At 67.4% G+C, this 26,398-nt stretch carries 29 protein-coding genes; 23 read left to right on the top strand and 6 right to left on the bottom strand.

What is annotated here, in order from left to right; all coding sequences use genetic code 11:
• The first annotated feature begins 24 nt into the window (after positions 1-24).
• The 6 genes from AC3B5T_RS01300 to tuf all read left to right on the top strand — a co-directional run bounded on the left by AC3B5T_RS01300 (position 25) and on the right by tuf (position 6,463).
• The gene (locus AC3B5T_RS01300; protein ID WP_488358125.1) at positions 25-900 is read left to right on the top strand and encodes an exodeoxyribonuclease III; all 876 of its coding nucleotides are present in this window, start codon (positions 25-27) and stop codon (positions 898-900) included.
• On the top strand, positions 897-1,667 hold the full coding sequence (locus AC3B5T_RS01295) for a hypothetical protein (RefSeq protein WP_488358124.1): 771 nt from the start codon (positions 897-899) through the stop codon (positions 1,665-1,667). Before AC3B5T_RS01300 ends, AC3B5T_RS01295 begins: the two co-directional genes overlap by 4 nt.
• 453 nt (positions 1,668-2,120) lie before the next feature.
• Positions 2,121-2,492, top strand: a complete 372-nt coding sequence (gene rpsL, locus AC3B5T_RS01290) for a 30S ribosomal protein S12 (RefSeq protein ID WP_004020596.1) — start codon at positions 2,121-2,123, stop codon at positions 2,490-2,492.
• 6 nt (positions 2,493-2,498) lie between these two features.
• A complete protein-coding gene (gene rpsG / locus AC3B5T_RS01285; RefSeq protein ID WP_004020595.1) occupies positions 2,499-2,969 on the top strand; it encodes a 30S ribosomal protein S7 in 471 nt (156 codons plus the stop codon).
• A 90-nt stretch (positions 2,970-3,059) separates the two neighbouring features.
• Positions 3,060-5,165 (top strand): elongation factor G, encoded by a 2,106-nt coding sequence (fusA, locus tag AC3B5T_RS01280; protein WP_010840507.1) that lies wholly within the window; start codon positions 3,060-3,062, stop codon positions 5,163-5,165.
• 107 nt (positions 5,166-5,272) lie between these two features.
• Complete coding sequence (tuf, locus tag AC3B5T_RS01275) at positions 5,273-6,463, top strand: elongation factor Tu (RefSeq protein ID WP_010840506.1); 1,191 nt, start codon at positions 5,273-5,275, stop codon at positions 6,461-6,463.
• A gap of 99 nt (positions 6,464-6,562) precedes the next feature.
• On the opposite strand, the gene AC3B5T_RS01270 is transcribed toward tuf, so the two are convergent.
• Positions 6,563-7,273, bottom strand: coding sequence for a CDP-diacylglycerol diphosphatase (locus AC3B5T_RS01270; protein ID WP_488358123.1), 711 nt, complete (start codon positions 7,271-7,273; stop codon positions 6,563-6,565).
• 197 nt (positions 7,274-7,470) lie between these two features.
• Between AC3B5T_RS01270 and AC3B5T_RS01265 the strand changes: the two genes are divergently transcribed.
• The 3 genes from AC3B5T_RS01265 (at position 7,471) to AC3B5T_RS01255 (ending at position 10,313) form a co-directional block, all read left to right on the top strand.
• Positions 7,471-8,364, top strand: coding sequence for an SHOCT domain-containing protein (locus AC3B5T_RS01265; protein WP_488358122.1), 894 nt, complete (start codon positions 7,471-7,473; stop codon positions 8,362-8,364).
• Between the two features lie 211 nt (positions 8,365-8,575).
• Positions 8,576-9,487, top strand: coding sequence for an alpha/beta hydrolase (locus tag AC3B5T_RS01260; RefSeq protein ID WP_014927885.1), 912 nt, complete (start codon positions 8,576-8,578; stop codon positions 9,485-9,487).
• 79 nt (positions 9,488-9,566) lie between these two features.
• Positions 9,567-10,313 (top strand): alpha/beta fold hydrolase, encoded by a 747-nt coding sequence (locus tag AC3B5T_RS01255; RefSeq protein ID WP_014927884.1) that lies wholly within the window; start codon positions 9,567-9,569, stop codon positions 10,311-10,313.
• 137 nt (positions 10,314-10,450) lie between these two features.
• Here the strand turns inward: AC3B5T_RS01255 and AC3B5T_RS01250 are convergent, their stop codons facing one another.
• Positions 10,451-11,389 carry an oxygenase MpaB family protein gene (locus AC3B5T_RS01250; RefSeq protein ID WP_488358121.1) on the bottom strand — a complete coding sequence of 313 codons (939 nt, stop codon included), beginning with the start codon at positions 11,387-11,389 and terminating at the stop codon, positions 10,451-10,453.
• A gap of 83 nt (positions 11,390-11,472) precedes the next feature.
• Here AC3B5T_RS01250 and AC3B5T_RS01245 point away from each other — a divergent pair, with 83 nt between their 5' ends.
• The 10 genes from AC3B5T_RS01245 to AC3B5T_RS01200 all read left to right on the top strand — a co-directional run bounded on the left by AC3B5T_RS01245 (position 11,473) and on the right by AC3B5T_RS01200 (position 18,888).
• Positions 11,473-12,501, top strand: coding sequence for an o-succinylbenzoate synthase (locus AC3B5T_RS01245; RefSeq protein WP_488358120.1), 1,029 nt, complete (start codon positions 11,473-11,475; stop codon positions 12,499-12,501).
• A 93-nt stretch (positions 12,502-12,594) separates the two neighbouring features.
• Complete coding sequence (locus AC3B5T_RS01240; protein ID WP_035716856.1) at positions 12,595-12,834, top strand: hypothetical protein; 240 nt, start codon at positions 12,595-12,597, stop codon at positions 12,832-12,834.
• The gene (locus AC3B5T_RS01235; protein WP_035716915.1) at positions 12,831-13,463 is read left to right on the top strand and encodes a TetR/AcrR family transcriptional regulator; all 633 of its coding nucleotides are present in this window, start codon (positions 12,831-12,833) and stop codon (positions 13,461-13,463) included. Before AC3B5T_RS01240 ends, AC3B5T_RS01235 begins: the two co-directional genes overlap by 4 nt.
• 81 nt (positions 13,464-13,544) lie before the next feature.
• Positions 13,545-14,474: an SDR family oxidoreductase gene (locus tag AC3B5T_RS01230; RefSeq protein ID WP_055475141.1), complete on the top strand. Its 930-nt coding sequence runs from the start codon at positions 13,545-13,547 to the stop codon at positions 14,472-14,474.
• A complete protein-coding gene (locus AC3B5T_RS01225) occupies positions 14,471-15,094 on the top strand; it encodes a hypothetical protein (protein WP_010840496.1) in 624 nt (207 codons plus the stop codon). Before AC3B5T_RS01230 ends, AC3B5T_RS01225 begins: the two co-directional genes overlap by 4 nt.
• Positions 15,091-15,630 carry an SH3 domain-containing protein gene (locus AC3B5T_RS01220; RefSeq protein ID WP_010840495.1) on the top strand — a complete coding sequence of 180 codons (540 nt, stop codon included), beginning with the start codon at positions 15,091-15,093 and terminating at the stop codon, positions 15,628-15,630. The genes AC3B5T_RS01225 and AC3B5T_RS01220 overlap by 4 nt, the downstream gene beginning before the upstream one ends.
• 31 nt (positions 15,631-15,661) lie before the next feature.
• Positions 15,662-16,300: a hypothetical protein gene (locus AC3B5T_RS01215; RefSeq protein WP_488358119.1), complete on the top strand. Its 639-nt coding sequence runs from the start codon at positions 15,662-15,664 to the stop codon at positions 16,298-16,300.
• A complete protein-coding gene (locus tag AC3B5T_RS01210) occupies positions 16,297-16,872 on the top strand; it encodes a hypothetical protein (RefSeq protein ID WP_488358118.1) in 576 nt (191 codons plus the stop codon). The genes AC3B5T_RS01215 and AC3B5T_RS01210 overlap by 4 nt, the downstream gene beginning before the upstream one ends.
• Before the next feature lie 83 nt (positions 16,873-16,955).
• Entirely contained in the window at positions 16,956-18,149 is a 1,194-nt protein-coding gene (locus AC3B5T_RS01205; RefSeq protein ID WP_488358117.1) for an NAD(P)/FAD-dependent oxidoreductase, read from the top strand.
• 7 nt (positions 18,150-18,156) lie between these two features.
• On the top strand, positions 18,157-18,888 hold the full coding sequence (locus AC3B5T_RS01200) for a DNA alkylation repair protein (RefSeq protein WP_010840491.1): 732 nt from the start codon (positions 18,157-18,159) through the stop codon (positions 18,886-18,888).
• A gap of 203 nt (positions 18,889-19,091) precedes the next feature.
• Here AC3B5T_RS01200 and AC3B5T_RS01195 read toward each other — a convergent pair whose 3' ends face one another.
• The 4 genes from AC3B5T_RS01195 to mftR form a co-directional block, all read right to left on the bottom strand.
• Positions 19,092-20,309: an IS110 family RNA-guided transposase gene (locus AC3B5T_RS01195; RefSeq protein WP_035718379.1), complete on the bottom strand. Its 1,218-nt coding sequence runs from the start codon at positions 20,307-20,309 to the stop codon at positions 19,092-19,094.
• A 438-nt stretch (positions 20,310-20,747) separates the two neighbouring features.
• The gene (locus tag AC3B5T_RS01190; RefSeq protein ID WP_425307023.1) at positions 20,748-21,077 is read right to left on the bottom strand and encodes a DoxX family protein; all 330 of its coding nucleotides are present in this window, start codon (positions 21,075-21,077) and stop codon (positions 20,748-20,750) included.
• Positions 21,078-21,189: 112 nt separating this feature from the next.
• Positions 21,190-22,248, bottom strand: coding sequence for a ferredoxin--NADP reductase (locus AC3B5T_RS01185; protein ID WP_055475146.1), 1,059 nt, complete (start codon positions 22,246-22,248; stop codon positions 21,190-21,192).
• Between the two features lie 130 nt (positions 22,249-22,378).
• Entirely contained in the window at positions 22,379-22,996 is a 618-nt protein-coding gene (gene mftR / locus AC3B5T_RS01180) for a mycofactocin system transcriptional regulator MftR (protein ID WP_014927873.1), read from the bottom strand.
• 158 nt (positions 22,997-23,154) lie between these two features.
• On the opposite strand from mftR, the gene mftA reads away from it, so the two are divergent.
• The 4 genes from mftA to mftD all read left to right on the top strand — a co-directional run bounded on the left by mftA (position 23,155) and on the right by mftD (position 26,361).
• A complete protein-coding gene (gene mftA, locus AC3B5T_RS01175) occupies positions 23,155-23,262 on the top strand; it encodes a mycofactocin precursor MftA (RefSeq protein WP_010842291.1) in 108 nt (35 codons plus the stop codon).
• Positions 23,262-23,615 carry a mycofactocin biosynthesis chaperone MftB gene (mftB, locus tag AC3B5T_RS01170; protein WP_010842290.1) on the top strand — a complete coding sequence of 118 codons (354 nt, stop codon included), beginning with the start codon at positions 23,262-23,264 and terminating at the stop codon, positions 23,613-23,615. Before mftA ends, mftB begins: the two co-directional genes overlap by 1 nt.
• 147 nt (positions 23,616-23,762) lie before the next feature.
• Positions 23,763-25,058 (top strand): mycofactocin radical SAM maturase, encoded by a 1,296-nt coding sequence (gene mftC / locus AC3B5T_RS01165; protein ID WP_010842289.1) that lies wholly within the window; start codon positions 23,763-23,765, stop codon positions 25,056-25,058.
• 103 nt (positions 25,059-25,161) lie between these two features.
• A complete protein-coding gene (mftD, locus tag AC3B5T_RS01160) occupies positions 25,162-26,361 on the top strand; it encodes a pre-mycofactocin synthase MftD (protein WP_010842288.1) in 1,200 nt (399 codons plus the stop codon).
• Positions 26,362-26,398 lie beyond the last annotated feature (37 nt).

Genomic DNA, 26,398 nt, shown 5'->3' with positions numbered 1-26,398 from the left:
GTCCGGGCGTACTACCGTGGTCGCATGCGCGTGGCGACCTGGAATGTGAACTCGGTGAAGCAGCGCATCCCGCGCCTGCTGCCGTGGCTGGACGAACGTCGACCCGACGTGGTGTGCCTGCAGGAGACCAAACTCTCCGACGCGGCCTTCCACGAGTCGCTGGGCACCGAGCTCGCCGAACGCGGATACGAGATCGCGCACGCCGGACAGGGGCAGTGGAACGGGGTGGCGCTGCTGTCGCGGGTCGGACTCGACGACGTCCGCATCGGGTTCGACGGCATGCCCGGATATCCCGACCCGTCGACCCTCGAGGCGCGGGCGGTGTCGGCGGTGTGCGGGGGACTGCGCATCCACTCGCTGTACGTGCCCAACGGCCGCTCGCCGGACTCGGACCACTACGGCTACAAACTCGAATGGCTGGCGGCGCTGGCCCGCGCGGTCGACGACCCTGCCACGACGCTCCTGTGCGGCGACATGAACATCGCGCCCGCCGACGCCGACGTGTTCGATCCCGGCGCGTACGTGGGACACACCCATGTGACCCCGCCCGAACGCGCCGCGCTGGCGACCTTCGCATCGATGGGCCTGCGCGACGTGGTCCGGGACCGGTGGCCCGACGACCGCGTGTTCAGCTACTGGGATTACCGCGCCGGGATGTTCCACAAGGACCTCGGGATGCGCATCGACCTGATCCTGGCCGGCGAATCGGCCGCCGATCGGGCGGCGGCCGCCTGGATCGACCGGAAAGCGCGCAAGGGCAGCAAGCCCAGCGACCACGCGCCCGTCATCGTCGACCTCGACGAGGCCCCCGACGGAGACATCGGCCCGGTGGTCCCGCCGCCGTCGAACCCGGCGAAACCCGGTGCGGCGAAGGTGAAACTGCCGCAGACGCCGGAGTGACCCGCTCGACGGCCGACCCTCGCCTCCGTCGTCCGGTCGTCGCGGTCGCGAGGACTTACGGACGATTGCTCGGCGCGGTGCTGTCCGTCGCGAAACGATGCGGTGCCGGACGACTCGGCGGGGGTCCGGCGGCCACGGCCGGTGTCCTCGTCTCGGTTCACCTGCTGGCGGTGACCATGTGGTTCGGCCCGCTCGGGATCGGCGCGGCGCTCGGCGCGGGCCTGGTGTCGGCGGCCGTCGTCCGACGCCGCGTGCGGTACCGCGGGCTGACCGAGGTCGAACGCCGCACCGCCGAGGAGGTGTTCGGGACAGCGAGCTGGCTCGACGACGTGGTCCTCACCGATCTGGCCGGTCGCGGTCGGCGCGCGTTCACCCTGCCCGCGGTCGACGGACGCATCCTGTGCAACCTCGGAACGGCGTTCGACGCGCCCCTGGGCACCGGCACCGGGGCATATCCGGCGCCGGCGCAGCTGCTGATCCACGAGCTGGTCCACGCCTGGCAGATCACGGCCGCGACCTCGCCCGGGGAGTTCCTCGCCGACGCGCTGGCCGACCAGGCCCGGTACGAACTGGGCGAGGACGTCTACGGCATGCACGACGCCGACGCCACCCACCGCGCGCTGCGCCGGGGCGACGTGGAACGGCATGCGACCGTCGTCGACCGGTGGTTCGCCGGCCAGTCCTCTCCCACGCGGCGTCCGCGCGATCCGAACAGCCCGTACCTGCACGAGATCGAGCAGCTCAGGAGTCCCCGCCGACGCCGATGACCGTGCCACCCGCCCGGCCGTTCTCCGCCCTCGACGCCTGCGGTTTCGAGGTGTATGAAGTGAGAGGGGTGCGCCGTGCACGAGCGTCACCCGGAGCCGATCGCACACAACCCGTTCACCTGCTGGTTGCGCGCAGGATCCGTTTTTTGACCTGTGTAAACCCGATCGGTAGAGTGGATCGTCGGTGCCCGGCCCATGCTGGGCCAGTCCGCATGCCTGCCCAACGGCTCTCGAGCCGCCGAGTTTCTCGGGGTACGGCCGGCAGAGGGACTGACAGGCGAATCCGCTGTCGAGTGTATGACACGCCCGACCTCGGGGTAGCGAAAATGTACTGACCAGCACATACGTGCTGGTGGGGCGAGTTGTGGAAGCCACGAAAACGGGCTGCGAGCCGGTTTTCGTTCTTGCCCGGAGCACCAACCACAACCGATGACAAAGAGGAACGAACACCTAGTGCCAACCATCAATCAGCTGGTCCGCAAGGGCCGTCATGACAAGGCCGCCAAGACCAAGACCGCGGCCCTCAAGGGAAGCCCGCAGCGTCGTGGCGTGTGCACCCGCGTCTACACCACCACCCCCAAGAAGCCGAACTCGGCGCTGCGCAAGGTCGCCCGTGTGCGCCTGACCAGCTCGGTCGAGGTCACCGCGTACATCCCCGGCGAAGGCCACAACCTGCAGGAGCACTCGATGGTGCTCGTCCGCGGCGGTCGTGTGAAGGACCTCCCGGGTGTGCGCTACAAGATCATCCGCGGCTCGCTCGACACCCAGGGTGTCAAGGACCGCAAGCAGGCTCGCAGCCGCTACGGCGCAAAGAAGGGGAACTGATAAGTCATGCCACGTAAAGGACCCGCGCCGAAGCGCCCCCTCATCAACGACCCCGTCTACGGTTCGCCGCTGGTGACCCAGCTGGTCAACAAGATCCTGCTGGACGGCAAGAAGTCGACCGCCGAGCGCATCGTCTACGGCGCACTCGAGCAGGCTCGCGACAAGACCGGCACCGATCCGGTCGTCACCCTCAAGCGCGCCCTCGACAACGTGAAGCCCACCCTCGAGGTGAAGAGCCGCCGCGTCGGTGGTGCCACCTACCAGGTGCCGATCGAGGTCAAGCCGAACCGTGCCAACACCCTCGCGCTCCGCTGGCTCGTCAGCTTCAGCCGTCAGCGTCGTGAGAAGACCATGGTCGAGCGTCTCGCCAACGAGCTGCTGGACGCGTCCAACGGTCTCGGTGCTTCGGTGAAGCGCCGCGAGGACACCCACAAGATGGCCGAGGCCAACCGGGCGTTCGCGCACTACCGCTGGTGACACCCGCCGTCCGCGGCGTCGGAGAACACCGACGCCGCGGACGGTCCCACCCCAGACCCAACAGCTCTAGCGAAAATGCGAGGCGATTAAGTGGCACAGGAAGTGCTCAGCGACCTGAACAAGGTGCGCAACATCGGCATCATGGCCCACATCGATGCCGGCAAGACCACCGCCACCGAGCGAATCCTCTTCTACACCGGTGTGAACTACAAGATCGGTGAAACCCACGACGGTGCCTCGACCACCGACTGGATGGAGCAGGAGAAGGAGCGGGGGATCACCATCACCTCCGCGGCGGTGACGTGTTTCTGGAACAAGAACCAGATCAACATCATCGACACCCCCGGCCACGTCGACTTCACCGTCGAGGTGGAGCGCAGCCTCCGCGTGCTCGACGGCGCGGTCGCCGTGTTCGACGGCAAGGAAGGCGTCGAACCGCAGTCCGAGCAGGTCTGGCGTCAGGCGGAGAAGTACGACGTCCCGCGCATCTGCTTCGTCAACAAGATGGACAAGCTCGGTGCGGACTTCTTCTTCACCGTGCGCACCATCGAGGAGCGCCTCGGCGCCAAGCCGCTGGTCCTCCAGCTGCCGATCGGTGCCGAGGACAACTTCGACGGTGTCGTCGACCTCATCGAGCAGAAGGCCATCACCTGGCGTGGAACCGTCGAGATCGGCGCCGAGCCGACCATCGAGGAGATCCCCGCGGACCTGGCCGACCAGGCTGCGGAGTACCGCGAGAAGCTCCTCGAGACGGTCGCCGAGACCGACGAGGCGCTGCTCGAGAAGTACTTCGGCGGCGAAGAGCTGACCGTCGCGGAGATCAAGGCCGCGATCCGCAAGCTCACGATCGCCCGCGAGTACTACCCGGTGATCTGTGGTTCGGCGTTCAAGAACAAGGGCGTCCAGCCCATGCTCGACGCGATCATCGACTACCTGCCGTCCCCGCTGGACGTGCCGTCGGTCGAGGGTCACGCCGTGGGCGACGAGGAGGAGATCCTCTCGCGCAAGCCGTCCGCGGACGAGCCGTTCTCGGCTCTCGCGTTCAAGATCGCGGCTCACCCGTTCTTCGGCAAGCTCACCTTCGTGCGTGTCTACTCGGGCCACATCACGGCGGGCACCCAGGTGCTCAACGCGACCAAGGGCAAGAAAGAGCGCATCGGCAAGCTCTTCCAGATGCACGCCAACAAGGAGATGCCGGTCGAGGACGCCACCGCGGGTCACATCTACGCGATGATCGGACTCAAGGACACCACCACCGGTGACACCCTGTGCGATTCGGCCGCGCCGATCGTGCTCGAGTCGATGAGCTTCCCGGACCCGGTCATCAACGTCTCGATCGAGCCGAAGACCAAGTCCGACCAGGAGAAGCTGGGCACCGCGATCCAGAAGCTCGCCGAAGAGGACCCCACCTTCTCGGTGAAGCTCGACGAGGAGACCGGCCAGACCGTCATCGGCGGTATGGGCGAGCTCCACCTCGACATCCTGGTCGACCGCATGAAGCGCGAGTTCAAGGTCGAGGCCAACGTCGGCAAGCCGCAGGTCGCCTACCGCGAGACCATCCGCAAGACGGTCGAGAAGCACGAGTTCACCCACAAGAAGCAGACCGGTGGGTCGGGCCAGTTCGCGAAGGTCATCATCAAGCTCGAGCCCCTCGTGGACGCCGAGGACGGTGCGACCTACGAGTTCGCCAACGCCGTCACCGGTGGTCGCGTCCCGCGCGAGTACATCCCGTCGGTGGACGCCGGAGCCCAGGACGCCATGCAGTACGGTGTCCTCGCCGGTTACCCGCTGGTCAACCTGAAGGTCACCCTGCTCGACGGTCAGTACCACGACGTCGACTCCTCGGAGATGGCGTTCAAGATCGCCGGCTCGCAGGCCCTGAAGGAAGCTGCGCGGATGGCCAGTCCGGTCATCCTCGAGCCCATCATGGCCGTCGAGGTCACGACACCCGAGGACTACATGGGTGACGTGATCGGCGACCTGAACTCCCGCCGTGGCCAGATCCAGGCCATGGAGGAGCGCAGTGGTGCGCGTGTCGTCAAGGCACAGGTGCCGCTGTCGGAGATGTTCGGCTACATCGGAGACCTCCGGTCGAAGACCCAGGGCCGGGCAAACTACTCCATGGTGTTCGATTCGTACGCGGAGGTTCCCGCGAACGTGTCGAAGGAAATCATCGCGAAGGCCACCGGCGAGTAGATCCGGTCCTAGCGACATGCGCCGACCCGTTCTGCGCACCAACGTAAGAAGAAAACCCCTGCTGGGATCCGCCCAGTAGAGCAACAACAGTCCAGGAGGACAATCAAGTGGCGAAGGCGAAGTTCGAGCGGACCAAGCCGCACGTGAACATCGGCACCATCGGTCACGTCGACCACGGCAAGACCACGCTGACCGCGGCCATCACCAAGGTGCTGCACGACAAGTACCCGGACCTCAACAAGAGCTTCGCGTTCGATCAGATCGACAAGGCTCCCGAGGAAAAAGCTCGCGGTATCACGATCAACATCTCGCACGTCGAGTACGAGACCGAGAAGCGTCACTACGCCCACGTCGACGCCCCCGGTCACGCCGACTACATCAAGAACATGATCACCGGTGCTGCCCAGATGGACGGCGCGATCCTCGTGGTCGCCGCCACCGACGGCCCGATGCCGCAGACCCGCGAGCACGTGCTGCTGGCCCGCCAGGTCGGTGTGCCCTACATCCTGGTCGCCCTGAACAAGGCCGACATGGTCGACGACGAGGAGATCATCGAGCTCGTCGAGATGGAGGTCCGCGAACTGCTGGCCGCCCAGGAGTTCGACGAGGAAGCCCCGGTCGTCAAGGTCTCGGCTCTCAAGGCCCTCGAGGGTGACCCCGAGTGGACCAAGTCGGTCGAAGAGCTCATGGCTGCCGTCGACGAGTCGATCCCGGACCCGGTCCGCGAGACCGAGAAGCCGTTCCTCATGCCCGTCGAGGACGTCTTCACCATCACCGGCCGTGGCACCGTTGTCACCGGTCGTGTGGAGCGCGGCGAGGTCAACGTGAACGAGGAAGTCGAGATCGTCGGCATCCGCGAGAAGAGCACCAAGACCACCGTCACCGGTATCGAGATGTTCCACAAGCTCCTCGATTCGGCACAGGCAGGCGACAACGCCGGTCTGCTGCTCCGCGGCCTCAAGCGTGAGGACGTCGAGCGCGGTCAGGTCATCGTGAAGCCGGGCACCACGACCCCGCACACCGAGTTCGAGGGCCAGGCCTACATCCTGTCCAAGGACGAGGGCGGCCGTCACACCCCGTTCTTCAACAACTACCGTCCGCAGTTCTACTTCCGCACCACGGACGTGACCGGCGTCGTGACCCTCCCCGAGGGCACCGAGATGGTCATGCCGGGCGACAACACCGAGATGAGCGTCAAGCTCATCCAGCCGGTCGCCATGGACGAGGGCCTGCGTTTCGCCATCCGCGAGGGTGGCCGCACCGTCGGTGCGGGTCGAGTCACCAAGATCACCAAGTGATCTTGTCCTGACGCACTGACTCTCTGAGTCGACAGAGGCGCCCGGTCACGACAGTGGCCGGGCGCCTTTGTCGTCGGCCCATTCCGACGGGGTCGGCTCCTACTTGTGGACCCAGGCGTAGATCTCGTCCATCGACCCGGTACCTGTGGCGGTTCCTCCGCCGAGAGTCGGTGTGCTGGCGAGTACGAAATAGGTATTGGGCTGGCCGGCGTCGACGACTGCGATCGAGTACTTTCCGATGTCCTGCGAGGCCGTCATCTGACCGTGCAGGACCTTGAACAGGTCGGGGAGTCCACCGGTGTACTTCACGACATGGAAGTGTCGCTTCGAATTAGGGGTCTTCGCGGGATCGACGTTCAGGATGACGTCGGTCTTCGTCCATGCGTACAGGTTCGTCTCGGGCTGCGGGATGGCTCTTAGATCGCGCAGTGTGCCGGGGTACACCTGGGCCATGTGGAGATGGAGTTGGTCCTGGCCCCGCTTCTCGACCGAGTTCACCCCGATGGCAAGGGGTTTGGCCGGATCCTTGGCGACGCGCTTGCCGCCCTGCCACCACGCGGCGCTCCACAGATTCAACTGCGAGCCGTCCCACAGGTAGGGGCATTCGATGCCGCGTACGCGGTTGGTGGGCACGACCAGGAAGTCGTCGTTGACCCCTTTGCTGTCGCCGCCGTGGCGAACCGCGTAGTACTTCGGCTTCTTCGGATTCGGTTGTACCTGTGCCGCGGGTTGGACGACTTCGAGGTTGCTGCCGAGTTTCTTGGGTGTCGTGCATGGGGAACCTCTCGATTGTGAGCTCGGCGTGCTCATCTGAGCGCAGAGTGTGCCACCCGACTCGCCCGGGTTGGGCGAGAACGTGCAGATCAGGCACGTTCTGCTCGAGCGAAGTGCCGCGAAACACGCGTTTCCGGCGCGGATTCCGAATGATGTGTGAACGTGTCGTTCCATGGCGGGACGCGATGGACTTCAGGCTTCCCCGGAGGAGGTCCGCGAATTAGAGTTCGCGCATGACCATGTTCGGAGAGTCGGGGACCGGACCTCGTGTTCCTGCCCACGTGTGGAGTGCCGTGGGCACTTTCGCCTTTGTCATGCTGTGCGGGATCGTCGGGCCGATCTTCCTCGTCGCCTACTTCGTGATCGATGCGCCCGACACCGAGTGGATGCTGTGGACCGGGATCGGCGTCACCGTTCTCGATGTCCTTCTCGGCGTGGGAATCGCGTGGTTCAACTACCGCGGCGGCGCCAAGCTCGAACGGCTGCGTGCCGCGGGGGTATTCGGCATCGCCGAGATCACCTCCATCGGTCAGACGGGTGTCGAGATCAACGACCAGCCGATGATGAAGCTGGGGTTGCGGATCCGGGCAGACGGGCTGGTGCCCTTCGAGGTGTCGACCCGGAAGGTCGTCCCGTACTACCAGCAGCCGTTGCTGTCTGCCCGGCGGCTGGCGGTGATGGTCGACCCCGACACCCAGGACTTCGAGATCGATTGGCAGGCAACGGCCTTGCTCGCCGGGACGGTGCCCGCCAGGTTCACCTCGGAAGAAGACGGTCGTACCTACGATCTCACCGGTCAGGCGGAGCCGCTGAGCGAGATCCTGCAGATCCTCGGGCGACACGGAGTGGCGGGGAGCGGCGTCATCGATCTGCGTTCGAATCCCGCGGCGCGCGCGGAGGTCATGGACGTCGTCCGCGGCTGGGCCGGCGTCCGGACGGACTCGGCGACGCCGTCCCGGACGGACTCGCCGTTCTTCGCCAAGCCCGGCGCCGGGTCGGGCCGGGTGGCCGACGCCGGTCGATCGCCGGCGGAGCGGCTTGCCTCGCTCGACGAACTGCGCCGTGCCGGAACGATCACCGAGGAGGAGTACGCGCGGGCGCGACAGCGCATCGTCGACGATCTCTGATGGTCAGCACACCTTCTGCGGCGTGGTGAACCGGTTGTCACATCAGCAACTTTGATCACTATAGCCACTGTGGTCACCGCCCGGTATCGATGTCGATGCCCTCTGGTCACAGCTGTGGCATCGCGAATCGCCGTCGAATTACTGTTCGTCAGTGCAGTTCTCACTACGGCCTCGCCGTCTCGCCCGTCGACGACGAGCCCTGGCTCTCTCCTTGACGCTTCTTGCCGTGGTCGGTGTGATCACCTTCGGATCGGGCAATGCATCCGCCTCCGCGACGTTCAGCAGGTTCCACGTGACCGGCTGCGGCATGCCGACCACCCCGGTGGACACCTGGACCCGCTGGGGCAACTACAAGACCGTGATCGCGCTCGACGGCCTCCGCGCGACCGGCGACATCAGCGGGTGGCGACGAGACACCCGTATCCAGCGCATCGCCGACGCCGGCGTCAACGTGGTCCAGCCCGTCGGTGGGCTCGCGAGCTTCTACACCGACTGGGAAGCGGCCAGTCCGGCCAACAAGATCGGTTATCGGTACCGATGGACGTGCCGGCTGAACACGATCGTGCGCGAACTCGACGCACGCGGTCTCGCCGTCGGCGCGGCAGGCAAGTACGCGATGATGGGTATCTCCATGGGCGGCAACGCCGCGATGGTCTACGGGGCGTATCACCGCAAGCGCATATCGCACGTGTTCTCGATGTCCGGTTACCTGAACCTGTCCGCACCCACCATGCGGGAGGCCGTGCGGCTCGCGTTGATCGACGCCGGGATCGGCGCGGGCGTCGGCCCGTTCAGCGCCGACGCCATGTGGGGGCCGCCGTGGAGTGACCGGTGGGCCCGTAACGACGCCCTCGTCCAACTGCCCCGGATGCGTGGGATGAAGATCCGCATCGGCTCGGGATCGGCGACGTGGGGTCCGCACAACGCCGACGCCGTCGCCTCGGTCAAGGGCACCCCGCTGGAGGTCGTGTCGCTGGCGCAGACCCGGTCGTTCGAGGTCGCCGCCGCGCTGCAGGGCATCCCGGTCACGACGGACTTCCCGTCGGTGGGGACCCATACCTGGGGGTACTGGGAGGACATGGTGTGGCGTGCCACGAACAGCGGCTGGTTCCGCGACCGATGAGAACCGGTCCGTCCGGGACCCACGCGCTGGTGTGGACTGTGACGGCGACCGCACCGCCGACGCTCGTAAGCTGACGGTCATGCGTGTTCTGCGTCGAAGCGGCGCCCCCGACCTGGCGGTCCGGGTCGCGGGCGAAGCCGACCGTGGCGTGCCCGTCGTCCTCGTGCACGGCATGGCGTCGGATCATTCGACCTGGCGTCGCCTCGCGGCGGCTCTCCGCGCCCGCGGGCGCGCGGTGATCAGCGTCGACCTCCGCGGACACGGACGCAGCGGGCGGGCCCGAGATGTCTATCGGCTCGACGACTTCCGCGACGATCTGGCCTACGTCCTCGACACCCTCGGCATCGCGGTCGCCGACGTGGTCGGCCACTCTCTCGGGGCCCACACCGCGCTACGTTTCGCCATGCTCGAGCCGTCCCGGATCCGGCGCCTGGTACTCGAGGAGGTGCCGCCGATGCCCCGTGACGAGGCCGACCTGTCCGAGGGCATCGCGATGCGCGCCACGCTGGGTGAGCAGGTTCGTGGACTGATCGCGTTGGCGCGCAATCCCTTTCCGGTCATCCGATTCGATGGACGGATGGGCGACCAGATCGTCGCCGAATTCGATGTCTGTGCACCGCACTGGTGGTCGGAACTGCCGGATGTGCAGGCCGCCGCCCTGGTCATCTCCGGTGGCGAGAAGAGTTTCCTGCCCCCGCGCCACCTGCAGACCCTCAGCGAGGCCCTGCCGGACTCGCGGTTCGTCACCATCGAGGCGGGTCACAGCGTCCACCGTGACCGCGCCGCGGAGTTCGTCGCACATGTCGACGGATTTCTCGGGCACTGACCCTTCGAGACGCTCGCACGCTCGCTTCTCAGGGAGCGGGAGAGGTGAGGCCCCCTGCTCGCGGTGTGGTCCCGGGGTGCCGGAGGCGCCCTGCTCCCTGGGGAGGCCCGGAGCTTGCGGAGGGTCGTCTCGAAGGGTTATCGCGCGGGCTTGTTGTGCAGCGGCCTCGGGTCGATCCCGACCTTGCGCCAGGCGTCGTAGGCCCACGGGACGTAGAGGTACTTGAGCGGCAATTTGTTGATCAGTGGATTGGCGGCCCGCATGAGGGCGGCGAAACGCTGGAAGTTCTTCTCGCGTCTGTCGTTCCACTCCAGATCGCAGACCGCGCGCATCTGTGGGGGCAGCGTCCCGACGACGACCGTTCGGATGAAGGCGTTCAACGGAAGCGACACGATCTTCCACACGGGTGCGGGAATCTTCTTGGGCCGGGGGAGCCCCTGCCGGATGTAACCGGTGGCGTAGACGATCGTCTTGTGCGGCACGAAGCGGTCGAGCATGTCGTCCCAGTACTGGACGAACTCCTCGTAGGTCTGCGGCCGCCCGCGGTCGCTGACCCCGTAGAGCTGGTACCAGGTCTTGCTCTCCTCGAAGATCTGGACCTTCTCGGCGTAGGACAGGCGCCGGATGAAGGTGTCGGTGATGAAGAGGACCTGGTCGACGAAGGTCGCGTGCGCCCAGTAGAACAGTTCCGGATTGAGTGCGTGGTAGCGCGATCCATCGCTGATGGTGCCCTTGATGTCCTTGTGGAAGTCGCGCACCGTGCGTCCCCACTTCTCCGGCTCGGTGCTGTAGACGGTCCGCATGACCGGCGGCCCGGTGCGCTTGGCCCGACCGAGGAAGTCGCTGAAGATGACCGAATGGTCGAGCACGGCCTGGCCGAGCTGCTCGATGCAGTTCTCCGTGCCGGCCAGACGCTGGAAGCCGAGCAGGCCTCGGTTGTCGCCGTAGAACTTCCACACGAGCGAGTCGGCACCGAGGCGCGGCGAGGCGATCTCGCCCGCGGTGTCCGGAGTGTCGTCGACGATCATCGGTTCCGCCTCGCGGATGCCGGCGTCGAATCCCTGGTTGACTGACATGGCGGCGAGAATATCGCACTTGGAACAAACTTGGAAGGTTGTTTCAACGACGCGGGTGATCCGCATACGGAGAGGGAGGTCCGATGACGCGCGGCCGACAACGGGAGACGGGACGGCAGGAGTGGGCGCTTCCCGACGTCGAGGACGTCCTCGCCTCCGCGGTCGCGGTACGGCTGCCGATGCGCACGAGGTTCCGCGGACTGACCGCCCGGGAGACGATGATCTTCGCCGGGCCGGCGGGATGGGGTGAGTTCGGGCCGTTCGTCGAATACGACGACAAAGAGGCGTCGTCGTGGTTGCGGGCCGGCCTCGAGGCCGCCTGGGTCGGGCCCCCCGCCGCCGTTCGCGAGACCGTCCCGGTCAATGCGACCGTGCCCGCGATCCCCGCCGACGACGTCGCGGCGCTGCTGGAGCGTTACCCCGGCGCGGGTACCGCGAAGGTCAAGGTCGCCGAACCCGGTCAGACGCTCGAGGACGACGTCGCGCGGGTTGCGGCGACGCGAGCGGTCATCGACCGGGTCCGCGTCGATGCGAACGGGGGCTGGACCGTCGACGAGGCCGTCGCCGCGTTGCGTGCCATCGGAGACGTCGAGTACGCCGAACAGCCTTGTCGCACAGTCGAGGAATTGGCTGCGGTGCGTCGAGCGGTGTCGGTGCCGATCGCCGCCGACGAATCGATCAGAAAAGCCGAGGATCCGTATCGAGTGGTGGCCGCCGACGCCGCGGACGTCGCCGTGGTCAAGGTGGCTCCGCTCGGCGGGATGCGGGCGACCCTCGACCTCGCCGACGACCTCGGGCTCGAGATCGTGGTCTCGAGTGCCCTCGACAGCGCGGTCGGGATGGCCGCGGGCGTCGCCGCCGCTGCTGCCCTGCCGCGCCTGGAACTCGCGTGCGGACTGGGAACCGGATCGCTGCTCACCGCGGATGTCGCGGCGTCGTTCCAGATGGTCGACGGCACGGTCGGAGTTCGATGGTTCGGCCCCGGCGCCTCGGTGGAGACGGCCGAGCTCGCCGTCGGGCCGGATCGGCAGCACTGGTGGCGGGAGCGTGTGCGGCGGTGCCATCGGCTGCTCGCGGCGCGCTGGAACGTCGACGCCCACACCGCTCGATAGGAACGCTTTTTCCGATCTGTCTCATCATGGTCTAGGATGCGATGTGGGTCACACCGTGGCCGACGCTTCACGGACAGCTCGAGCGGGAGAGGGATGAGCATGGCTTCGGATCTGGCGGCTGCGCCGGCGGGGATGGGTCTACCCGGTACCTCCTGTTCGGACCGAGTCGTGGCGATGGCTGCGGGCGGCGCTCTCGGCGACCGCGTGCACGCAAGCCCCGGGTTGTATTTTGACCAGATGGAGATCACGACGATCACGCAGCGCAGGCTGGGCGGCAACCAGTGGCCGGTACCCGCGGAGGACGAGCTCCCTGTCACGGTGTGGCGGCGATGACCGTGGCAGACACCGGAACGAAGACCGACAGCAGGGCCAGGACGTCGACACGGAAGGTTCGCAACACCGCCAGCCCGGCCGACCAGGAAGCGGCGATCCTCGCCGCTGCCGGGGCCGAGTTCGCCGAGGTCGGCGTCCGACGCGCCAACATCGACGAGGTCGCCGCACGCGCGGGGGTGAGCCGCAGTACGTTGTACCGTCGCTTCCCCAACAAGGACGCGCTGCTCTACGCGGTGGCGAACGACGCCTACGAGACCGGCATGCAGAAGCTCGAGGCCTCGGTGAAGGGCCTCGGCCCGAAGGCCGCGCTGGTGGAGGCATTCGCCGTCGGCGCCGAGTGGGTCAACTCCGACCCGTTGCTCAGCCGCATCGTCCTCACCGACTCCGAGATCAAGAGCGTCACCGCGAAGATGACGTCGCTGTTCATCGACATGGTCACCGACCGGGTTGCCGCCACACTCCGCGACGAGGGCGCGCAGATGCCCGTCGAAGATCTGCTGGAAGCAGTGGAGATCCATGTGCGGCTGGTGATCTCGCTCCTGGAGACGCCGCCCTCGGACCCCGCCCGTAACGAGCCGCAGCGCGTTCGGGACTTTGCGTCGAAGTTCCTGGCGCCGATGATCTGGTGAACCCCGGCCGGGGATGAACGGGCCCGGTCCGTCGCACCCCGCGCCCGCTGTTCGAAGTCCGCACCCACCGAAGGAGATCCAATGAGTCTGCGCGACAGGCTGTCCCGAACACCCGATCACGACGCCATCCGCGCCGCGTTACGGGACAAGGTCGTGGTCGTCACCGGTGGCGCACGCGGCATCGGATTCGAGACCGCGACCCAGCTGTTCGACGCGGGCGCCAAGGTGGCCATCGGCGATGTGGATTCGGAAGCCGTGGGCAAGGCCGCCGCCGACCTCGGCATCGAGGGTATCGAGGTCGACGTGACCAAGCGCGAGTCCTTCGACGCCTTCCTGACCGAGGTCGAGGCGCGGCTGGGACCGATCGACGTGCTCGTGAACAACGCGGGGATCATGCCGGTCGGCCCGTTCCTGTCCTACGACGACACGATCATCCGCCGCACCTACGAGATCGACGTGCTCGGCGTGATCATCGGCTGCCAGGAGGCGGCCCGCCGGATGGCGCCGCGCCGCACCGGTCACATCGTGAACATCGCATCGACGGCCGGACGCATCCCGACCCCCGGTCTCACGATCTACAACGGCGCCAAGGCGGCCGTCATCGAGTTCTCCGAGGCGCTCGGCGCCGAACTCGAACCGCAGGGCGTCACGGTCAGCGCGGTACTCCCGACATTCACCCGTACCGCCCTGATCTCGGGCCTGCAGACCAACAAGTTCATCCAGACCGTCGAGCCCGGCGAGGTGGCCTCGATCGTCGTGCAGACGATCGCGCGGCCGGTCACCCGGGTCTACGCGCCGCGGTCGATGCGATGGGCCGAGTCGAGTCCGCTGTTCCCGCAGGCGATGAAGCGTCTCTCGCGCAAGCTGACCAAGCTCGACTCGATCTTCCTGAGCCCCGACCAACAGGCCCGCGCCGCATACTCCAGCCGGATCCGCGGCGAGAAGGTCGACACCAGGGCGGTGGGCGCGAGCCTGACGCAGCCCCAGGAGAGCACGCCCCTGTCGTCGTGAAGGTGGCGGACACGAGAGGTCGGCCGGCGGCCTCGTCCGGGGCGCGCGACATCGCTGCCGAGCGGGCGGCCAGACGCGAGCTGCGCGAGGCACTGGACGAATTGCACAGGATCGAGGTGGACGCCGGACTCCGGCGTCGCCTTCCCCGGCGGCGGTGGGTCGTCGCGGTCCTCGTACTCGTCGTGGCCCTCGCGCTGGCCGCGGTCGCGGTGACCGCGTGGACGCGAGACCATGCGCGCTACTCCGACGCCGAACTCCAGTCGGCCGCAGCCGAACGGGTCGAAGTGCTCATCGCGCCGGACAGCCGCGATGACCGGCGAGCCCAGCGGATCCTCGCCGGTGCCACAGGGGCCTTCTATGACGAGTTCGCCCAGTCCGCGGACAGCTACACCGAATTCGTCCGTGCCAACGGCACTGTCGCGGAGTCCTCGGTCGACGGCACCGGGATATCGGCCCGGGACGGGGACTCCGCCACGGTCCTCATCGCCGCCACCGTTGTGTTCGCGCGCCCCGGCCCACCGGATGAGACCGACGACCAGACACGCAGATTCCGGTTGCGGGTCCTTGTCACACCGGACGACGGCAGCCTCAAACTCGGGGCGGTGCAGTACCTCCCATGAGATCGACGACGACATCCGGAGCGGCCGGAGGACACCCGGGACGGGCGACGGCGCGGACCGTCTCCGCGCGCGTCGCAGCTGTCCGCATCGTGATCGCGACGGTCGTTCTGGTGACGACGCTCGTCGTCGTGCTCGCGCTGTGGGATTCGCAGCGAGCGGGCGCCGATGTCGCGGAGAGCCGGGACGAGCTGCGGACGCAGGCCGGTGCGATCGTCTCGGAGGTCTTCTCCGTCGACGCGGAAAGGTGGCAACAGGACCGGGCCCGGGCGCGAGCCCTGGTCGCCGAGGACTTCACGGACAGCTACGGTGCCCAGCTCGATCGACCGCCGCCCGAGGGGACGTCGTCGGTCACCTGGCGACCCGAGATCGTCAGCATCGTCGGGGCCGACGCGCAGGAGGGGGAAGCGTTGTTACGCGTCGCGGTGACCGTTCGCCCCGCCGACCGGCCGGCGACGACGGTGCGCCGTTCGGTCCTCGCCCGGTTCGTGCGCTCGGGCGACGCGTGGCGTCTCTCCGCCGCGGATGTGATCGGATGACCGCGCTCCACGGCCGCCGGGGGTGGCGGCGATGAACGAGACCGGCGCCACCAGAGTCGAACTCGCCCGTGAGCGGGTCGACACGGCGGTGCGCCGGGCGCGCACCGCCCGGATCGCCGCCGCCCCGGCCCTTCGGTCGCGTGCGATACGTCGGACACGCCTGCTGCGCCGGACCCTCGTCGCAGCGGCACTCGCCGTGCTGGTCCTGGTCGCGGTGGCCGGCGTGCTGAGCTGGCAGATCCGCGGGCAGCACGAGGTGACGGAGCTGACGAACGACGTGCTCGCGTCCGCACGCGGCGCCGTCACCGTCATGCTCACCGCCGACCCGGCCGATCCCGAGGGTTACGTGACCGCTGTCGCCGAGGTGAGCACCGGAGCCCAGCGGGAGCGGATCGAGGCAGCCCGCGACGCCCTGGTAGCGGAGGTGGGCGGGCAGACGGATTCGAGTGTCGGACAGGTGGTGTCGGCGGGACTCGTCACGGACCCGACATCCGACGAGATCGGTGCCGACGTCGACGTGCTGGTGGTCGCCGACGCGACGAATCCGGCCCTCCTGGGTGAGTCGGGGGACGGGTCCGGGGTCGACACCACCGGCGAGCGGGTCACGGCGCTGGTCACGATGACCCTCACCGAAGACGGCTGGAAGATCGCCCAGGCGAGGCGTCCGTGACCGCCACCGGAGACCGCGCGTTGCTACCGCCACTCCCGACCAGACGCGAGCGCACCCGGATACGGCTTCTGGCCGCCGCGTCGGTGCTGCTGCTCGCGGTCGCGGTGATCGCCGGCGCGGGCGCGCTGCGTCCCGGCTCCGATCCGACCGAGGAGCAACGCGCCGAGATCCTGACGGCCGCGGCGGCGGCGGTCGGTGCGGTTCTCACCTATTCGCCGGATGACCCCGCAGACCGGCGTCGAGCGACCGATGCGTTGCTCACCGACCCGCTCCGCCTGGAGTACCGCAACCGCGGAGCCGATGTCGTGGTGCCGGGTGTCCGTACGTCGGCGGTCTCGGTGGCGGGTGAGGTCGTCGGTGCCGGCCTGCACGAGAGCGGTCCCGACCGGGCGCGGGTGCTCGTGTTCGTGAACGAGATCATCGCGACCGCGCCCGGTCAATCTACAGGCTTTAGGCTGCCCGCCGATGCGAAACCGGCGCGGACCCCTACCGCGCGATGGGCACTTATGCGTAAGGTCGACGGGAATTGGCTGCTGTCCGACCTGCAACCGGTCGGCGATGTGACCCGTTGAGACACGAGTTGTCCCCGGGCGGTCCGCGCGACCGCCGGGCGCAGACGGCTGTCGACCGGGAGAGACGACAAAGGGGACGAGAGATGAGTGGATCGAGCGCGGGCGTGGTCGTCGTCGGTGCCGGGCTGGGCGGAATCCGGGTCGCGGAGAACCTGCGGAACAACGGTTTCACGGACCCGATCACGCTCGTGGGGGCCGAAGCCCACCCGCCGTACGATCGTCCGCCGCTGTCGAAGTCGGTGCTGCTGGGCAAGGACGACCGCGTCGACCTCAAGCCCGCGGAGTTCTATGACGAAGCCGGTATCACGCTGCGGCTGGGTGAGGCGGTGACCGCGGTGTCACCGGCAGATCAGACGCTCACGCTGGCCTCGGGCGCCACCGTCGCCTACGACACCCTGGTGCTGGCCACCGGCCTCGATCCGCGGCCGTTTCCCGGTCTCACCGAGAAAGTCCGGGGCGTGCACGTGCTCCGCACCTACGACGACGCGGTCGCGCTGCGCGACGAGATCGATTCCGCGAGCACCGCAGTCGTCATCGGTGCCGGTTTCATCGGATGTGAGGTGGCCGCCGGGCTCACCGCGCGCGGTGTGGCCGTGAGCCTCGTCGAACCGGCTCCGACGCCGCTCGCCGTGGCGCTGGGCGAACAGATCGGCGCGCTGGTGTCGCGGCTGCACGTCGCGAACGGCGTCGATCTCCGGACCGGCGTCGGAGTCGGGAACATCGTCGTCTCCGACGGCCGGGTGCATGCCGTCGAACTCACCGACGGCACCACGCTGCCCGCCGACATCGTGGTCGTCGGCATCGGTTCGACGCCGGTGACGGGATACCTCGACGGCTCCGGCATCGAGCTCGCCCCGCGCGACGTCGGGGGTGGCATCGCCTGCGACGCAACCGGACACACCAGTGCCGAGAACATCTACGCACTCGGCGACGTCGCCAACTGGCTCGACGAGGACGGCACTCCACACCGCGTCGAACACTGGAATCACACGGTCGAGCAGGCGTCGGTCATCGCCCATCAGATCACCGGGGGCGACGCGGTCACCGCGTCGGTCGCGTACTTCTGGAGCGACCAGTTCGACGTCAAGATCCAGGTGCTCGGCGCACCGCGCGCCGATGACGACGTCCACGTCGTCGACGACGACGGCAAGAAGTTCGTCGCGTACTACAGCCGGGACGGTGTCCTCACCGGGGTGGTGGGCGCGGGCAAGGTGGGCGCGGTGATGAAGACCCGGCCGAAACTCCAGACCCCGACGCCCGTGGCGGATCTGCTCTAGGCCTCTCATGTCGCACGCGCCCACCGCCGCGCAGGTACGCGACGCGGCGGCCGAGGTGGCGGATCCAGAGCTCGCGCGCGGACAGGCCGCGTTCTTCCAAGCCCGACCGGGTGGATACGGGGAAGGCGACGAATTCCTCGGAATCCGGGTACCCGTGCAACGCAAGATCGCGAAGGCGTTCCGCGGTATCGCGCCGGATCAGGTCGTCGAGCTGCTCGACTCACCGGTCCACGAGCACCGGCTGATCGCGCTGTTCCTCCTCCGCCAGGAGTTCGACAGCGAGCTGCGTCGCGGTGGCGACGGGCGGGGCTGGGTCGACCTCTATCTCGACGCCGTGTGTCGGGGCCGGGTCGACAACTGGGATCTCGTCGACTCCTCCGCCGATTCGGTCCTCGGCGAATACTGCCGCCGCACCGGAGAACTCGACCTCGTCGTGCAGCATGCGCGGGACCCCGACCTCTGGCGACGACGTGTCGGGATCATCGCGACCTTCGCGTTCATCAAGCACGGGGATGCGACGGCACTGCTCGCCGTGGCACCGTTCGTCCGCGACGACCGTCGCGATCTGATCCAGAAGGCATTCGGCTGGATGCTGCGCGAGGTCGGCAAGCGGGTCGACGAGACCGTGCTGCTCGGCTACCTGGACGACAATGCGGCACGGATGGGCCGTACCGCTCTGACGTACGCGCTCGAGCACCGGACTCCGGAAGAACGCACGCACTATCGCGGCCTCCGTTGACCGGCTCCGTGCTCGAATCCGTTGGCGCCGCAAAGCCTTCTGCTCCCTGAGGTGCGATGCCTCGCCCTCCGCTCCCTAATCCGAAAGAGTCACATACCCACTGGTCCCTGAGGTGCGAGGAGCGCAAGCCGCCGGGCCGAGCAAGCGACGAAGGAGCGCGTCGAGGTCGACGAGCCACGAAGACATCCCAGGGGTGCTAGGTGTCAAGCGGCGAGGTTGGTGCGGTGGTTCCAGGCGGTGTGTTCGTTGTAGGGGGTGCGGTGTTTGAGGCAGCCGTGGAGGATGCCGATGAGTCGGTTGGCGACCGCACGCGATGCTTGGCTGTGGGACTTCTTCTGGTCTCTTAGGCTGTCGTAGTAGGCGCGGGCGCCGGGACTGCCGGTCAGGGCGCTTTGCGCCATCCGTAGGGCGGCGTCGTTGAGTCGGGTGTTGCGGATGTGGCGGGCCAACACGACGTGTCCTTTGCCCGAGGCGATGGTCCGTGGTGAGGTACCGGCGTAGTTTCTGCGAGACTTGGCGGTGGCATAGCGTTCGGGGTCATCCCCGAACTCGCCGAGCATCCGGGCGCCGGTGATGTCACCGACTCCGGGCATGGACAGGTAGATCGCGGCGTCCGGATGCGCTTTAAAAGACTGAGCCATAGTGGTTTCGAGTTGAGTGATCTGGGTGTTGAGAGCGGCCAGCATTTCCACGGTCGCGGTGACTGTCGCCGCATAGGCTGCGGTCAGTGTCTCCGGTGCGCTCAGGTGGCCGCCACCGCGTAGAGCCTGCTGGATGTCGCGGGCGCGTTGGTCGGTATTGCGTTGCCGGCCACCCTTTTTCAGGGCTGATCGGATTGCCGCGACCGTCAGTGCCGCCCCTTGTCGTGGGGTTGGAGCGCGTCGTAACACGCTCAGGCAGTCGGTGTGGGCGAGGTCGCCGCCGAAGGCATCGACCGCGGCCGGATAGTAGGCGCCGAGTTGGGAGCGCAACACATTCTGTTGTGCCGAGCGCGCCCACACCAGGTTCTGATGGGTGCGGGCCATCACCGTGATCGCCTCGGCAGCGACAGTATCGGCGGCGACGAGCCGATGGTTGTGCCGGTCGGTACGCACCAGATCAGCGAGGGTTTTGGCATCGGCCTTATCGGATTTGGTGCCCCCGACATGGTGGCGGTCACGGTAGCGCGACACCGACAACGGGTTGATCGCGAACACCAGATAACCCGCACCGACCAGGGCGGTGACCCACATGCCGTGATCGGTTTCGATACCCACCGCCACCTCGGTGGGATCCTGGGCATACCGGGCGATCAGTTCATGCATTGTGGTGACACCGGCAGCGGTTTCGGGTAGGCGGCGGGTGGCCAGGATGGTGCCGTGCTCATCCATCACGCACACGTCGTGATGATCTGACGCCCAGTCGTTGCCCATAAAGATCATGACACTCGTTCACCTCGTCTTCAGTCGTCTCGACGATCTCGATGTGAACCTGCGGGAGTCACCCTGGACGCGGCCTAATGGATCAGTGCTCACCCACATGTTTCGGGGGCACGACATCCCAGAAGCGTTCTAGCGGGTGATCCTCGCCCGGCCGGGCCACGGTCTTCGTGTAGAAATCCGACCACCGTTTCAGGGCCTGGCAGTGGTCACCGACCGGGGAGGCTCACACGACCAGCATCCCCTCCAAGAGGAAGCCGATCCACCCCCATTAGGGCCTGGTGAGATGCCTTGCGCGGCCCTTCGTGGCTCGCTTCGCTCGCACCTCAGGGAGCAAGAAATTCGGACGCTCACGAGTGTTCTTTCGTAGTCCACGACGGCCGCCAGACCGCAGATATTGAGGTGCGAAGGAGCGCGTCGAGGTCGACGAGCCTCGAAGGGTCAGCCCTCGCGCGCGACCTTCGCGGCAGCCCAGATCATCGGCAGCTGGAAGGGCAACCGGGCGAGGGCCACGATCTTGTAGGGCAGCGGCTTGTCCCACCAGAGGCGGACCATGTTGATGTTCGCGGGGTACACGGCCAGGAACAGCAGCACCGACGCCGCGCCCGCGGCACGCCGGGTCTTCGGCGCGAGAAGCGCTGCGCCCAGCCCGATCTCGGCGACACCGGAGGCGTAGGTCAGTGTCCGGGGGTCGCCCGGGATCTCCTCGGGGATGATCTCGTCGAACGGCTTGGGCGCGACGAAGTGCAGCACGCCGATGCTGATGAGCATGGCGGCGAGGCCACGTGCGAGCTGGACGGGGTCGAGCCGGGAACCACGGAGGGTGTTCACGTCGTCGTACTCCTTCGGTAGACCTGCGACTGCACGAACTCAACCCACTCTGTCAGAATTCGATCTTCAGCGTGTCCGATGTGGGATGCGCCTGGCAGCCCAGGATGTAGCCGTCCTCGATGTCCTCGGGGTCGAGCGCGCCCGCGTTGTCCATGTCGACGCTGCCCTCGGTGAGAGTGCAAGCACACGAACCGCATTCGCCCTCCTGGCAGGAATACGGCGCATCGAGTCCGGCGGCCAGCATGATGTCGATGAGAGTGCGTGACCGCGGCCAGGTCAGGGTGTGGGTCTCACCGTCGAGTTCCACCTCGACGGTGGCGGCCGCCGCCTGCTCCTCGTCGCTGACCTCGTCGAGTTCGACGTCGGCGAACGGATCGCCGGACAGCGAGTTGTAGACCTCGGTGTGCACGTTGTGATGCGGGAAATCAGCGTCGGCGAGGCCCTTGTGCACGGCATCCATGAAGGGCCCCGGCCCGCACATGTAGGCGACGTGCGAGGCCGCGTACGGGGCGAAGGCCGTCGACAGCGCGGTGGCACTCGGCAGGCCCTGCAGTGACTCGAGCCAGTGGATGACGGTGAGCCGGCCGGGGTGGGCGGTGAGGAGTTCGCGGAGCTCGGCGGCGAAGATGACGTCGGCGACATCGCGATTGGCATAGAAGAAGACGATCGGCGCATCACCCTTCGCGAGGGCGGCCTTGAGGATCGACATCACCGGTGTCACACCGCTGCCGGCAGCGATGAGCAGGAGCGGATCGTCGTAGGACCTGGGGGTGAACACCCCGGACGGTGGCAGCACCTCGACCTGGGTGCCGGGGGAGAGGTGGTCGCACACCCAATTCGATCCGTACCCGTCGGCCGTGCGCTTCACGGTCACCTTCGGCTGCGGGTCGGTGAACGGCGACGATGCGAGCGAGAAGCAGCGCGCGACCGATCCGGTCTGCTCGCTCGGAATCCGGAGCGTCAGGAACTGCCCCGGTTTGTAGTCGGTGAACGCCTTAGCGGAGGCCTCTGGCACCTCGAAGGCGATGGACTTGGCCTCGGCCGTCTCGTCGATCACCTCGGACACCGTGAGGATCACGCTGCGTGAACCGTGAGGGGTCAGGTCAGACATGTGCGCAGTCTCCGCCGTCGAGGACCGGCACCCCGGCCCAAATTAGAACACGTTCTACTTCAGCCTAGCGCAACTGCCTCGGGTCCCACGAGGGGCTCCGGCGACACCTGGGCGACCGTTGCCAGCGTAGTCATGCCAGGGAGGCAACGCCGTCGGCCATGGTCCGTGCGCCGGACTCGATGAGCGCCTCCAGGTCGGCGTCGGGGTCGTCGAGCCACTTCTCATATGCCGCGAGTGCGGCGCCCAGGCACAGCCAGCCGACGGTCTGCGGCAGGTGGTCGCCGACTCCCACGCCCAGTCGGGCGGCGCAGAACTCGGCGATGACCTGCCGCCAGTCGGCGTAGACGATCATCGAATGTGCCTGCAGTGCAGGCACGCCGAGCAGGAGTGACATGCGCCGGCGGTGATTGTCGAGTTCCTCGGCGGGTACCCGGTTGAACGAGACGAGCGCGTCGACGAGTGCTTGTGCGATGGGCGTCTCCGGCGGGGTTCCGGCGAGGAGCGCTCGGAGTCCGTCGAGGTGGTCGTCGAATTCGCCCCAGGGGATCTCGTTCTTCGACGAGTAGTAGCGGAACAGCGTGCGTCGGGCTATGCCGGCCGCCTCGGCGATGTCGTCGACGCTCGTGTCCTCGAAGCCCTGGATGGTGAAGAGATGAATCGCCAGTGCGCTGATCTGCGCGCGTGAGGTGATCGGGCGCCGGCCCGGCGGCGTGCGTGCGGGCGGATCGTCGTGCGGCGTCGTCGTCATCGGAACCTCACCCTATGGGACCGGTGTCGTGCGGGGCGAGGCAACCGTTCACCTGGCCGTTCGGACAGTTGTCGCGCGTCCTCTGGATTTCTGCACCGAGTGCCACTATAGTCTGTCGTGATCCGCATCACTACCCGATCAACCAGGAGGTATGGATCATGGCAGATCAGTCCGCCGCGACAGCCCACGGCTCGAACGACACCGAGCTCCTCGCCGAGTCGCTCGTCGAAGAGGTCTCGATCGACGGGATGTGCGGGGTCTACTGATGTCAGCCCCGACATCGAATCCGATCTCCGGCGACCGTTCCGCGGTCGCCGGGGTCCGGTTCGACACCCCAGCCGACGCCCCGGGTTTCGACACGCTCGAGCCGTGGCAGCTCAATCCGAAGGTGGCGCTGCGGCCGGAACCGTTCGGCGCGCTGCTGTACCACTTCGGCACTCGCAAGCTGTCGTTCCTCAAGAACCTGACCGTCGTGGGCATCGTGAAATCCCTCGCCGACCACGACTCCGCAGAGGCCGCGCTCCTCGCCGCCGGGATCTCGCCGGCCCAGCGTCCCCTGTATCTGCAGGCGCTGACCGCGCTCGCCGACAGCGGCATGATCGTGCCGCGCCCCGCCTGACCCCGGCCACTCGGACGACCCCCGCACGACGATGTCGACCGGCAGCAGCCCCGTTCGATCCGCATCGGTGCGACCGGTGCCCGCCCCGACCGCCCGGCCTGGCGCCCCAGCCCTGAACTGCCAGCCCCGAACGCAAGGACCTCAACGATGACGACCATCGAGATGCCGCCCACCGCAGTCGAATTCGCGAATTCGCTTCGCGCACCCGCGCCGACAGCCGGCGAGGTGCCGAAAGTCGGTCGGCTCGTCGACCAGTTCGAGAAGGGCCTGGATGCGCCCATCTGCCTCACCTGGGAACTGACCTACGCGTGCAATCTCGCGTGTGTGCACTGCCTGTCGTCGTCGGGCAAGCGGGATCCGCGCGAGCTGTCCACCGAACAGTGCAAGGCGATCATCGACGAGCTGCAGCGCATGCAGGTCTTCTACGTCAACATCGGTGGCGGCGAACCGACGGTGCGTCCCGACTTCTGGGAACTCGTCGACTACGCGACCAGTCATCAGGTGGGAGTGAAGTTCTCGACCAACGGTCTGCGGATCGACAAGAAGGTGGCCGCGCGACTCGCGGCGTCGGACTACGTCGACGTCCAGATCTCGCTCGACGGTGCCACCGCGGAGGTCAACGACGCGGTCCGCGGTCCCGGTTCCTTCGACATGGCGGTCCGCGCGCTCGAGAACCTGTCCGAGGCCGGTTTCGCCGACGCCAAGATCAGCGTCGTCATGACACGGCAGAACGTCAGCCAGCTCGACGAGTTCAAGGCGCTGGCCGACCGCTACAACGCCACTCTGCGCATCACGCGACTGCGTCCCTCCGGCCGTGGCGCCGACGTGTGGGACGACCTGCACCCGCTGCCGCAACAGCAGCGCGAACTCTACGACTGGCTTGTCGCACACGGTGATCGGGTGCTCACGGGCGATTCGTTCTTCCACCTGTCGGCGTTCGGTTCGGACTCCGGCGGAGGCCTGCCGGGACTCAACCTCTGTGGTGCGGGACGCGTGGTCTGCCTGATCGATCCGGTCGGCGACGTGTACGCGTGCCCGTTCGCGATCCACGAGAACTTCCTCGCCGGCAACATCCTCTCCGACGGCGGCTTCCAGGAGATCTGGCAGCGGTCGGATCTGTTCACCGAGTTGCGCGAGCCGCAGAATGCCGGGGCGTGCACGAAGTGTGCGCATTTCGACGCCTGCCGCGGCGGGTGCATGGCGGCGAAGTTCTTCACCGGGTTGCCGCTGGCCGGACCCGACCCGGAGTGCGTCCAGGGATACGGCGAAGAACTCCTCGCCGGAGACCGCATGAAACCGACTGCGAACAAGGACCATTCGCGTGGTACGCCGCTGACCCTGATGACCCGTCGTCCCGACGGTGACCTGACGCCGGTGGCCTCGCGCCCCACGAAGTCCTGTGACGAGAACCCGCTCGCCGGGTTCACCCCTGCCGCGCGGTAGTCCGCCCGCGGTACACCACGGGCGCGCCGTCCTCACCGATCGGCGCCCCGTCTCCATGAGTGCCGGGTAGGCGCTCATGCCAGATGAATGAGTAGGAAAGATCATGGTTGCCAACCCCTGGGCGAGAAACCCCTGGTTCGAGACCGTCACCGAGGCACAACGACGGGCCAAGAAGCGTCTGCCGAAGTCGGTGTACTTGTCACTGGTCGCCGGCACCCAGGCCGGCATCACCGTCGACGACAACGTCCGTGCCTTCTCCGAACTCGGCTGGGCACCGCACGTCGTCGGCGCACAGGCCGAGCGTGAGATGGCGACAACGGTCATGGGGCAGGAGATCTCGTTCCCGGTGATGATCTCGCCGACCGGTGTGCAGGCGGTCGACCCCGAGGGCGAGGTCGCGGTCTCCCGCGCCGCGGCCGCCCGGGGTACCGCGATGGGGTTGTCGAGCTTCGCGTCGCACTCGGTCGAGGAGGTGACCGCGGTCAACGACAAGGTCTTCTTCCAGATCTATTGGCTCGGCAGCCGGGACGACATCCTCGCCCGCGCGGAGCGCGCGAAGGCGGCAGGCGCCAAGGGGCTGATCGTCACGACCGACTGGGTGTTCAACGTCGGACGGGACTGGGGCAGCCCGGAGATCCCGGAGAAGGTGAACCTGAAGGCGTTGGTGCGTCTGGGGCCGGAGATCGCGGTGAAGCCGCGCTATGCACTCGACTGGGTCAAGGGCGGCAAGATCAACATCCCCGATCTGTCCGCGCCCAACCTCACGCCGCAGGGTGTGCCGGGGCCGACCTTCTTCGGGGCGTACGGGTCCTGGATGAACACCCCGCCGCCCACGTGGGAAGACCTGCAGTGGCTGCGCGAGCAGTGGGATGGGCCGTTCATGGTCAAGGGCATCACCCGCCTCGACGACGCCAAGCGCGCCGTGGACATCGGCGCGACGGCGCTGTCGGTCTCCAACCACGGCGGCAACAACCTCGACGGCACCCCGGCCACGATCCGTCTTCTGCCCGACATCGCGGCAGCGGTGGGCAACGACATCGAGGTCCTGCTCGACGGCGGCATCCGGCGCGGCAGTGACGTCGCGAAGGCGCTGGCGCTCGGCGCCCGCGCGGTCATGATCGGCCGTGCCTACCTCTGGGGTCTCGCGGCCAACGGCCAGGCCGGTGTCGAGAACGTACTCGATCTCCTGCGCATGGGACTCGACGGCGTACTGATGGGGCTGGGACACAAGAGCGTGCACGAGCTCTCGGCCGGCGATCTCGTCATCCCGGACGGGTTCAAGCGGTCGTTCGGCGACGCCTGAACCGTGCTCTGCGCGGCCGAGATCGTGCCGGTGAGAA

It is taken from the genome of Gordonia sp. G4 (genome assembly GCF_057770005.1).
This window is presented reverse-complemented; position numbering and strand designations above follow the sequence as displayed.